The 9,293-nt window shown below is 69.1% G+C and carries 11 protein-coding genes and 1 pseudogene; all 12 read left to right on the top strand.

Annotated elements, in window-relative coordinates; all coding sequences use genetic code 11:
• A pseudogene (locus AC08OO_RS00400) lies at positions 1–243 on the top strand (signal recognition particle protein); the annotation flags it as partial.
• A gap of 372 nt (positions 244–615) precedes the next feature.
• Entirely contained in the window at positions 616–1,062 is a 447-nt protein-coding gene (gene rpsP / locus AC08OO_RS00395; RefSeq protein ID WP_011437970.1) for a 30S ribosomal protein S16, read from the top strand.
• On the top strand, positions 1,063–1,296 hold the full coding sequence (locus AC08OO_RS00390) for an RNA-binding protein (RefSeq protein WP_476606646.1): 234 nt from the start codon (positions 1,063–1,065) through the stop codon (positions 1,294–1,296).
• 47 nt (positions 1,297–1,343) lie between these two features.
• A complete protein-coding gene (gene rimM, locus AC08OO_RS00385; protein ID WP_011437968.1) occupies positions 1,344–1,883 on the top strand; it encodes a ribosome maturation factor RimM in 540 nt (179 codons plus the stop codon).
• Between the two features lie 122 nt (positions 1,884–2,005).
• Positions 2,006–2,818 (top strand): tRNA (guanosine(37)-N1)-methyltransferase TrmD, encoded by an 813-nt coding sequence (gene trmD, locus AC08OO_RS00380; RefSeq protein ID WP_476606645.1) that lies wholly within the window; start codon positions 2,006–2,008, stop codon positions 2,816–2,818.
• 220 nt (positions 2,819–3,038) lie between these two features.
• A complete protein-coding gene (gene rplS / locus AC08OO_RS00375) occupies positions 3,039–3,395 on the top strand; it encodes a 50S ribosomal protein L19 (protein WP_011437966.1) in 357 nt (118 codons plus the stop codon).
• 184 nt (positions 3,396–3,579) lie between these two features.
• Complete coding sequence (lepB, locus tag AC08OO_RS00370; RefSeq protein WP_476609964.1) at positions 3,580–4,638, top strand: signal peptidase I; 1,059 nt, start codon at positions 3,580–3,582, stop codon at positions 4,636–4,638.
• Entirely contained in the window at positions 4,635–5,357 is a 723-nt protein-coding gene (locus AC08OO_RS00365; protein ID WP_476609965.1) for a ribonuclease HII, read from the top strand. Before lepB ends, AC08OO_RS00365 begins: the two co-directional genes overlap by 4 nt.
• Positions 5,354–5,650 (top strand): DUF2469 domain-containing protein, encoded by a 297-nt coding sequence (locus AC08OO_RS00360; RefSeq protein ID WP_011437963.1) that lies wholly within the window; start codon positions 5,354–5,356, stop codon positions 5,648–5,650. Before AC08OO_RS00365 ends, AC08OO_RS00360 begins: the two co-directional genes overlap by 4 nt.
• Before the next feature lie 300 nt (positions 5,651–5,950).
• Entirely contained in the window at positions 5,951–6,307 is a 357-nt protein-coding gene (locus AC08OO_RS00355; protein WP_476609966.1) for a YraN family protein, read from the top strand.
• A complete protein-coding gene (locus AC08OO_RS00350) occupies positions 6,307–7,842 on the top strand; it encodes a YifB family Mg chelatase-like AAA ATPase (RefSeq protein WP_476609967.1) in 1,536 nt (511 codons plus the stop codon). Before AC08OO_RS00355 ends, AC08OO_RS00350 begins: the two co-directional genes overlap by 1 nt.
• A gap of 98 nt (positions 7,843–7,940) precedes the next feature.
• Positions 7,941–9,281, top strand: a complete 1,341-nt coding sequence (gene dprA / locus AC08OO_RS00345) for a DNA-processing protein DprA (protein WP_476609968.1) — start codon at positions 7,941–7,943, stop codon at positions 9,279–9,281.
• Positions 9,282–9,293 lie beyond the last annotated feature (12 nt).

Genomic DNA, 9,293 nt, shown 5'->3' with positions numbered 1-9,293 from the left:
GGGGGGGTGGGTCGAGCGAAGGCCGCCTCGGCTCGCAAGGCAGCGAAGAAGGGCAAGGGAGCCAGCCGCAAGGGTAATCCGGCGGCACGGGCGGCCCAGGCCAAGGCGCAGAAGTCCACTGCGCAGGAGCGGCCGGCGAAGGGCCCCGCGCTTCCGGACGGCATGCCGGATCTCTCGGCGCTGATGCGGCAGCAGGACGGCTTCGGTGGGATGCCGCCGCGCGGCCCCCGCGGGGGCCGTTGACCCTGTCTTCCGCACACGGTGCCGTGACCTGCGACGATGCATCGCATGATCAAATCGGTCAGCACCCTGACCTGGGACGACGCGCGCATGTGCGGAGAACGGGGTTGACCCGCGCGATGCGGCCGTGGCGAGTGCACGGGCTCCCCGCTCGTGTGCGGCGGTCACGATCTGGCAGACTGTAAGCTCAATACAGGCCCTGCCTGCCAGCGTCGGTGTGGCTGCCCTCATTCCTCGCGGTGTCGCGGTTCCTCGCGGTGTCGCGCGGGAGATGTGTGAGTGGCTGTCCGGCGCGGGTGCTTCCCACCACAGGGGCTCCATGCGCAGCCATGGAAAACCAGTGGTCATCGACATGTCTGGAGCCGTTCGACCACCGTGGCAACCAAGATTAAACTGCAGCGTCTCGGCAAGATGCGCGAGCCGCACTACCGCATCGTCGTGGCCGATGCCCGTACCAAGCGGGATGGTCGGGTCATCGAGTCCATCGGGCAGTACCACCCCAAGTCCGACCCGAGCATCATCAAGGTCGACGCCGAGCGGGTGGGGCACTGGCTCTCGGTCGGTGCACAGCCCACCGAGCCCGTCCTCGCGATCCTCAAGGTCACCGGGGACTGGCAGAAGTTCAAGAACCTGCCGGCGCCCCCGCCGATGAAGGTCGCCGAGCCAAAGGCGGACAAGCGGGAGATCTTCCAGGCGGCCGCGCGGGCCGCCGCAGGCGCCGAGGACCGGCCGGCGACCACGCCGAAGAAGGCCAAGAAGTCCGGGTCGGCAGAGGAAGCGGAAGCCGCCCCGGCCACGGACGCACCGGCCGCGGGGCAGTAGGTGCTGGAGGCGGCCCTCGAACATCTCGTGCGAGGCATCGTCGATCACCCCGACGACGTCCGGGTGGACCTGAACAACGGTCGGCGTGGACGCACCCTGGAGGTGCGGGTGCACCCCGAAGATCTCGGGAAGGTCATCGGTCGGCGAGGTCGTACCGCTCGTGCGCTGCGCGCGGTGATGGGTGGTGTCGGAGGCCGGGCCCTTCGGATCGACGTCGTCGATGTGGACCGTTAGGACCTGCCGGCGTTGTCGCGAGCTTCGTCCTGATCGCCCGAGAAGTCGTGGCTGAGGAGATCGTTGTCGGGCGGATCGGTCGTCCGCATGGCATCCGCGGTGAGGTCACGATCGAGATTCGTACCGACGTGCCCCACCGCAGGTTTGTCGTAGGGGCGGTCCTCGGTCGCGAAGGGGGGGGGACTGCGCTCACCGTCTCCGGCGCTCATTGGCACTCGGGCCGCCTGTTGCTTCATTTTCGCGGGGTGGACGATCGTGGCGCCGCGGAGGCGCTGCGCGGCGTGCTCCTGACCATCGACGCGGATCAGGCGGGATCGCCGCTCGACGACGCCGACGGTGACGGCGAGGCTGTGGAGATGTGGTGGGATCGGGACCTGGTCGGCCTGCGGGCGGTGACCACGGCGGGCATGTTGTTGGGGCACGTCACCGACATCATTCACTCCCCTGCGGGAGACCTGCTCGCGATCGGCGGCCCGGACGGTGGCGAGCATCTCGTCCCCTTCGTCCGTGACATCGTGCCGACCGTCGACCCCCCCGCCGGCCGGATCGTCGTGGATCCGCCGCCCGGCCTGCTCGATCTCGATTGACCCGGGTCCTGGGCGGGAAGTCGGCTGCGGGCCCTCGGCCCGGTCTTCGGCTGGCGGGTAGATCGGGTTTCTTGGCAGGCAGCCGATATCTCTGAAAGAGCCGATATCTCTGAAAGCAGCCGATGCGCGCCGACATCGTCACCATCTTCCCGGCCTATCTCGAGCCCCTGCGTCTGTCGCTCGTGGGCCGGGCTCAGGAGCACGGAACCCTGCAGATCCATACACATGATCTGCGGATGTGGACCACGGATGTTCATCGCACCGTGGATGACGCCCCCTACGGGGGAGGCCCGGGGATGGTCATGCGGCCCGAGCCCTGGGACGCGGCGTTGTCGCAGATCACCGCACGAGTGGCCGGTAGCCGGCCCCGGGTCGTCGTGCCGACCCCGGCGGGGACTCCGTTCACTCAGCGCCACGCCGAAGAACTGGCGCGCGAGCCCTGGCTGGTGTTCTGCTGCGGGCGCTACGAGGGCATCGACGCCAGAGTGATCGAGACCTGGGCCGATGACGAGATCTCCATTGGAGACTATGTGCTGGCCGGGGGCGAGGCCGCGACCCTGGTGATTCTCGAAGCGGTTACGCGGCTGCTGCCCGGAGTACTCGGTAACAGCGCCTCAGCCGCCGATGACTCTTTCTCCGACGGCTTGCTGGAAGGCCCGGTCTACACCCGTCCGCCGGTATGGCGGGGGACCGAGGTGCCGCCCGTTCTCCGCTCAGGCGATCATGAGGCGATCGCCCGCTGGCGTCGTTCCCAGGCGCTTCGTCGTACCCTGTTGCGGCGCCCGGACCTCCTGGAACGCCGCGAGTTCGCCGAAGCGGACCGAGTCGTACTCGCTGCCGCCGCGGCCGAGGCGGCCGGGCGGATGCTGCCGGCCCCCACCGAGGGGACGGGCCTGATCCATCATCGTGACGTCGAGGGGCCGGGCGAGGGGTAGGGCGGTCCGGTCTCTCTCCCGGGTGTGGCACAGTAGAATGCAGTGTCCGTCGGTTCGTGACCGGTTCGGGCGGCCTCGGGTCGCATGTCTTTCCCGCGGGACACCTCGCGGTGATTGCGTCCACCCATGCCGGCCGGGTCGGCCTGGACCACGGATTGTCCACCTCGGTGCGTTCCGGGGCCGCGGACCATCCATCTCAACTCTTCAGGAAGCGACTGCCATGCACACCCTGGACAGCCTCGACGCCGAGTCGCTGAGGACCGACGTGCCCGAGTTCTGGCCGGGCGACACCCTCAAGGTCCACGTGCGGGTCGTCGAAGGAAACCGTCAGCGCATCCAGGTCTTCCAGGGTGCCGTCATCCGCCGCCAGGGTGGCGGGGTGCGGGAGACCTTCACCGTCCGTAAGGTCAGCTTCGGCGTAGGTGTGGAGCGGACCTTTCCCCTCCACAGCCCGATCGTCTCGAAGATCGAGATCGTGAGCCGTGGTGACGTCCGACGGGCCAAGCTGTACTACCTGCGTCAGCTGCGCGGTAAGGCCGCCAAGATCAAGGAGAAGCGTGAGCCGGTCGCGCGCTGAGGCCACCGCCACCCCGTGACGCGTCCGGATTCTCCATCCGCGACTTGCCGGTTGCCCGTGCAGGTGGCGCCGCCGTTGATGGACGAAGATAGGCGGCACGGTCCGCAACGCTGTCGCAAGGTGCGGCTGGTGGCACGTCGACCGGTCCGATGAGGTTTGACGGTCGATTCTGCGAGGTGGCGGCGTGAATGCATCCGATCCCAGTGGGCCTCGGGTACCGGGAAGAACCGAGGGCGGTCAGCCGGACGGTGCGCGGCCGAGCCCTGCGGCCGAGCCTGACGGCCCGAAGGACCAGGCGCAGCCCGACGGCCCGGAAGCCCCCGGTCGTCGGGTTTCCCGGCCCGAGGCGGCGCGGACCCGTGGCCGTGGCTCGTTCCTTCGCGAGCTCCCGGTCCTTGTGCTGATCGCCTTTCTGCTCGCCCTGCTCATCAAGGCTTTTCTGGTCCAGGCGTTCTGGATCCCCTCGGAATCGATGGAGCGGACGCTGCTGGTCGACGACCGGGTTCTCGTCAACAAGGTCGTCTACCACTTCCGCGACGTGCACCGGGGTGAGATCGTCGTCTTTAATGGCAAGGGAACCGGATTCGATCATGCCGAGTCCGTCGTCCCGCCGCCGAGCAACGCGTTCAGCAGGTTCGTTCGTGGCGCGCAGAACCTGTTGGGTCTCGGGGCCCCGAGCGAGACCGACTTCATCAAACGCGTCATAGCGGTCGGCGGCGACACGGTCGCGTGTTGCGATACCGCGGGCAGGGTCTCGGTCAACGGCCATCCGCTCGACGAGCCGTACGTCTACCAGAACGACTATCAGCGGTTCGGTCCGCTGACCGTCCCGGCTGGCTACCTGTGGGTGATGGGTGACCATCGCGGGGCCTCCTCGGATGCCCGGCAGAACGGACCGATCCCGAAGCATGCGGTGGTGGGACGGGCCTTCGTCCGTGTCTGGCCACTTGGCCGGTTCGGCTTCCTGGGCGTTCCGAACGATTTCGCCGGGATTCCCGCCGCGTCGGTGCTGCCTCCGGCTCCTCGTGCGTCGGCCGGGTCGACCACATCCGCCGCGCTGTCTTCTACCGGCGACGCCGTGGTGCCGCTGCCGGGCTACCCGGCCACGGATGACGTGTCCCTGTTCGCCTTTGCCGTGCTGATCCCCCCGGCGTGGACCGCCACCCGTCGGCCTCGCCGGATGCCACGAGGATCCACGCGCACGTGCGCACCAGGGACGGCTCGCCGCCGCGGTCCGTCATGAGACACTACGGTGCCGCTCTTCGCCGGGATGCCGGGCTGTTCGGTTACGAGCGCGCCCTGAACAGGCATGGTCTCGGCCCGGTCGCAGGGGTCGATGAGGCGGGTCGTGGGGCATGCGCCGGACCCCTGGTCGTCGCCGCGGTGATTCTGGCTCCGGAGGCTCGTCAGCGGCTGGCGCGGTTGGCCGACTCCAAGCTCCTGACCGAGCAGATCCGCGAGAGTGTTTTCGAGGACGTGATGGCCGCCGCCGCGGCGTGGTCGACCGTCGTCATCTCCGCGGCCGAGATCGATCGGGTCGGCCTGCACGTGGCCAACATCACCGGAATGCGACGCGCGGTGGCGCGCCTGTCTGCGCGCCCGGGTTACGTGCTCACGGATGGATTCGCGGTCGCCGGTTTCGGAGTGGAGTCGTTGGCGGTGGTGAAGGGAGACCGGGTGGTCGCGTGCGTGGCGGCAGCTTCGGTCGTGGCGAAGGTGACGAGGGACCGGATCATGCGTGCGTTGCACACGCGCTATGCCGAGTACGATTTCGCGCAGCACAAGGGATACGTCACCGCGGCCCACGCGGCGGCGCTGGCGCGCTGCGGACCGTGTGACGAGCATCGGATGTCGTACGTCAACGTGGCTGCGCATGCGGCGACGACGAGGGAAGCACGATCGTTGCGGCTGGAGGACAGGGTGCTTGTGACCAGCCGGCATGGCGTCACGGAGACTGTATGAGCGCGGAAGACCTCGAGAAGTACGAGACCGAGATGGAGCTGCAGCTCTATCGCGAGTACCGCGACGTGGTGGGGCTGTTCTCGTATGTGATCGAAACCGAGCGCCGCTTCTACCTCGCGAACGACTACCAGATCGAGGTCAGGAACAGCACGGACGGCGAGGTCTTCTTCGAGTTGATCTTGAGGGACGCCTGGGTGTGGGACATGTTCCGGCCTGCGCGTTTTGTTAAGAATGTCCGAGTAGTCACCTTTAAAGATATCAACGTCGAGGAGTTGACCAAGGCCGAGCTCTGACGCCGACTCTTGGCGTCACGCTTTCCCGGCCCGGCTGCCTGATTGCCTCGGCATCTTGATCGTCTCGGCGGTATGTTCGGCGGATCGGCACCTCATTCCGGTCGGCTGTCGCCTGAATCGACGGTGCGATTCGACCCGTCACCGAAGCCCGTGATGACCCGCTGAGATGTCCGCCCAGCTCGCTCCTGTGGAGAAACCCTCGTCATCCACATGTCGATCATGTGGATGGCTCTCCGGCCCGCCCACGTCCACGCTGGTCACGACCGGCGGGCACCCGTCCCCCGGCGAACGGGAGCGGCGATGCGGGCAAAGGACGCACTGGGCAGGTTCGGCGAAGATGTCGCAGCCCGCCATCTGGCGGCGGTCGGCGCCGAGATCCTCGACCGTAACTGGCGCTGCCGCGAGGGCGAGCTCGACCTCGTTGTGCAGGACGGTGAGAGCCTGGTGTTCTGCGAGGTCAAGACCCGATCCGGGACGCGTTACGGATCGGCCGCCGAGGCCGTCGTAGGTCGCAAGGCGGTCCGGATCAGACGCCTGGCCGCCCGGTGGCTCGCCGAGCACCCCCACGCCTCGTCATTGGTGCGTTTCGACGTCCTCCTGGTGTCCCGTCCTTCGACGGGCCCGGTTCGTGTCGAGCACATCCGGGGAGCGTTCTGATGGCTCTCGCGCGGGCCCGGGCGGTGGCGGTCGTCGGGGTCGAAGGTCACATCGTCGAGGTGGAGGCGGATCTCGCCGATGGTCTTCCGCGGCTGACTCTCATCGGTCTGCCCGATGCCGCGTTGCATGAGTCGCGGGATCGGATTCGCGCCGCGATCGTGAACTCGGGCCAACGGTGGCCTGATCGTCGCATCACACTCGGGTTGTTCCCCGCCACCCTCCCGAAGTCGGGCAGTGGTTTCGACCTGGCCATGGCGGTGGCGATCCTCACCGCGGCCGGCGTGGTGCCGCGCGCAGCCCTGCTCCGCCGGGTACTCATCGGCGAGTTGGCGCTGGATGGCCGGGTGCGCGGTGTCCGCGGGGTGCTCCCGGCGGTACTTCGGGCGGTGGCTGCCGGTGTCGAACGGGTCGTGGTGCCGGCGGGCAACGCCGCCGAGGCGGCGCTGGTACCGGGCGCGGTGGTGGAGCCCGCTGTCGATCTCATCAGTGTGCTGGCGCTCCTGCGGGGAGAGATCGCCGCCGAGCCCGTGGAGGCCCCCCCGACCGAAGCTGCCTCCACCGACGGTCAGGCCGGGGATCTGGCGGACGTGGCGGGGCAGAGCAGGGGCCGGCTGGCCGTCGAGGTCGCGGCTGCCGGTGGTCACCACCTGTTCATGCAGGGGCCGCCCGGCAGTGGCAAGACCATGCTGGCCGACAGACTGCCCGGGTTGCTGCCGAACCTCGGTACCGAGGCCGCTCTCGAGGTGACCGCGGTCCATTCGGTCGCCGGCCTGCTGCCCGCGGACTGCCCGCTCGTCACCCGACCGCCGTATCGCAGTCCGCACCACAGTGCGACCCCGGCGGCACTCGTCGGAGCAGGCTCGACGGTGATCCGGCCCGGGCTGGCCAGTCAGGCGCACCGGGGCATCCTATTTTTGGACGAAGCGGCGGAGTTTACCCGTCAAAGTCTCGATGCGCTACGTCAACCGTTGGAGAGCGGAGAGATCGAGATCGCCCGCGCTCGCGCGACGACCCGGTTTCCCGCCCGCTTTCAGCTGGTTCTGGCGGCGAATCCCTGCCCGTGTTCGAAGGCCCGCGGCCCGCGCGCGGTGGGCTGCGAATGTCCGAGCCTGGTCCGTCGGCGCTATCTGGCCCGTCTGTCCGGGCCGCTCCTGGATCGGATCGACATCCAGGTGGCGTTGAGTGCTCCGAGCCGGGCGGAGCTATGGGCGGACCGTGGCCAGGGTGATTCGTCCGCGGTTGTCGCGGCGCGGGTCGCCGCGGCCCAGGATGCGACCCGGGTCCGACTGGCCGGAACGCCGTGGCGGCTCAACGCGGAGGTGCCGGGGCCGGCGATGCGCCGACTGTGGCCGCTGCCGGCGAGGGCGACGGCCGTGGCCGAGCGGGCATTCGAAAGAGGCCTGCTCACCGCGCGCGGTCTCGACCGTGTCCTGAGGTTGGCGTGGACCTTCGCCGATCTTGCCGGGCGGGGCACGCCCGGTCCCGAGCAGTTCGGTGCCGCTCTGGATCTGAGATTGCCCGGGTGGTCGGCATGAGCGTGGGAGACCCCCGTGGGGACGCTCCTGACCGTGACGTGAACCGTGTCGCCCAGCAGGAAGAAGCCGCATCCGGTGCCGTCTTCAGGGAGTGGGACATGAGCTCGACGACTCCGCCGGATGCCCGGGGGGCGGATCCAGCTTCCGCGCCCGGGAGGGTGGCACCGGGTGACAGCGACTGGTCGGATCCCGAGCGGTTGGCCCGTGTCGCCCTGGCTCGCGTCTTCGGCCCGGAACATCGTCGCGCGGCCGTCGAGGTCAGGCGTCGGGGTGCGTCCGAGGTGTGGAACGCGCTCCGGGCGGCGCATCCGAGTGTCGATCCGCTTCGGGACCTGGACGCGGCATGGCGCGCCGGCGCCCGGCTGGTCTGTCCCCAGGACGCCGAGTGGCCCCTCGAACTGGATGCCCTGGACCGCCTTCGGGACGCGGGGGATGGTTCGGTGATCGGCACTCCACTGGCTCTGTGGGTTCGCGGTCCGGTCAACCTGAGCGAGCTCCCACCCCGGGCGGTCACAGTCGTGGGCTGCCGGACCGCGACCAGCTACGGGCTGCACCTCGCCGGAGAGATCGCGTTTGCGATGGCGGAACAGGGATGGGCCGTGGTGTCGGGAGCCGCGTTCGGCATTGACGCAGCGGCACATCGGGGGGCGTTGGCCGCAGCCGGACCGACGGTGGCGGTGCTCGCCGGGGGTGTTGACGTTCCCTACCCGACCGCCCATGTGGAACTGCTGGAGGAGATCGCCCGTACCGGGGCGGTAGTCAGCGAGGTGTCGCCGGGCACGCCGCCGTACCGACGCCGATTCCTCACCCGTAATCGCATCATCGCGGCTCTGTCCCGGGGGACGGTCCTGGTCGAGGCGGGCCACCGTAGCGGCGCGCTGAACACGGTTGCTCACACCCGTCGGCTCGGTCGTCCCGTCATGGTTGTTCCGGGGCCGGTGACCAGCGCCATGAGCGCAGGCTGTCACCGGCTGCTCCGGGACTTCCGTGAACAGACGGTTCTGGTCACCGGGGCCGAGGACATCAGGGAGGAAATCGCGAGTATCGGATCGCTCGTACAGCGGCCGGAGAGCGGGAATGGCCCGCGGGACGGATTGTCCGAGGCGGTGCGCGAGCTTCTCGACGCGATGCCGGCCCGCGCTGCCGTCGGGGTGTCCGTGCTGGCGCGCCGCACCGGCCTGCGCCCCGAGGCGGTGCTGGCGATGCTGGGCCCACTCGCGGTGGAGGGGCTGGTCGAGAACGTGGCGGGCGGTTACCGCCTCACGGATCTGGGCCGAGCGCCGTCGAACCCGTCCCATCCCGCAACGTCCGGCAGGAGGTCCGGTACCCAACCGGGTGCCGCCCACGGCGGGGCGGATCGTTCCCCGACGCGCAGTACCGCGGATCCGGGACCCGACGGCGAAAACCCCGACGGCGAAAACCCCGACGGGGAGACCTGAGTCAGCCCGGAT

It is taken from the genome of Frankia sp. CeCAU1 (genome assembly GCF_977971845.1).
Note: the sequence above shows the minus strand (reverse complement) of the source record. Positions and strands in the feature narration are given on the sequence as shown.

Coding starts and splice junctions, on each gene's coding strand:
- trmD (WP_476606645.1), top strand. CDS start 2,006: ATGCGCGCCGACATCGTCACCATCTTCCCGGCCTATCTCGAGCCCCTG.
- rplS (WP_011437966.1), top strand. CDS start 3,039: ATGCACACCCTGGACAGCCTCGACGCCGAGTCGCTGAGGACCGACGTG.
- AC08OO_RS00365 (WP_476609965.1), top strand. CDS start 4,635: ATGAGACACTACGGTGCCGCTCTTCGCCGGGATGCCGGGCTGTTCGGT.
- AC08OO_RS00360 (WP_011437963.1), top strand. CDS start 5,354: ATGAGCGCGGAAGACCTCGAGAAGTACGAGACCGAGATGGAGCTGCAG.
- AC08OO_RS00355 (WP_476609966.1), top strand. CDS start 5,951: ATGCGGGCAAAGGACGCACTGGGCAGGTTCGGCGAAGATGTCGCAGCC.
- AC08OO_RS00350 (WP_476609967.1), top strand. CDS start 6,307: ATGGCTCTCGCGCGGGCCCGGGCGGTGGCGGTCGTCGGGGTCGAAGGT.
- dprA (WP_476609968.1), top strand. CDS start 7,941: ATGAGCTCGACGACTCCGCCGGATGCCCGGGGGGCGGATCCAGCTTCC.